Source organism: Brevibacterium sp. SIMBA_078 (assembly GCF_046534565.1).
Classification (GTDB): Bacteria; Actinomycetota; Actinomycetes; order Actinomycetales; family Brevibacteriaceae; genus Brevibacterium.
In genome coordinates, this window is the sequence record NZ_JAWRYQ010000210.1 from 1 (window position 1) to 273 (window position 273).

The window sequence follows — 273 nt, forward strand, 5'->3', positions numbered from 1 at the left end:
GAGTTAAAGGAACTCATACAGGGACAAAAGTCTAGTCAGCCAACATCTGAACCAACTGAGATACAGCTTGCGGATACTAGTGTTAAAAGATTGGCACCAAGCCGATCTGAAATACTAAACTTTTGTTTGTATCACGTTGCCATTGCTCACTATGAAAAACAATTAGGTAGCTATTTCGAACATCAGGTAGAGTTCATCAAAGGTGATTCGAGAATAGTTCTTGATGCCTTGAGACAAGATGATGATCTTGATGAAGATATTATTATTGAAGTG

General features: G+C 37.7%; 1 protein-coding gene. It reads left to right on the forward strand.

The window, feature by feature from the left end:
- Positions 1 to 273: hypothetical protein (locus SB749_RS19470; RefSeq protein WP_410711756.1), on the forward strand; the 273-nt coding region annotated here is incomplete at both ends.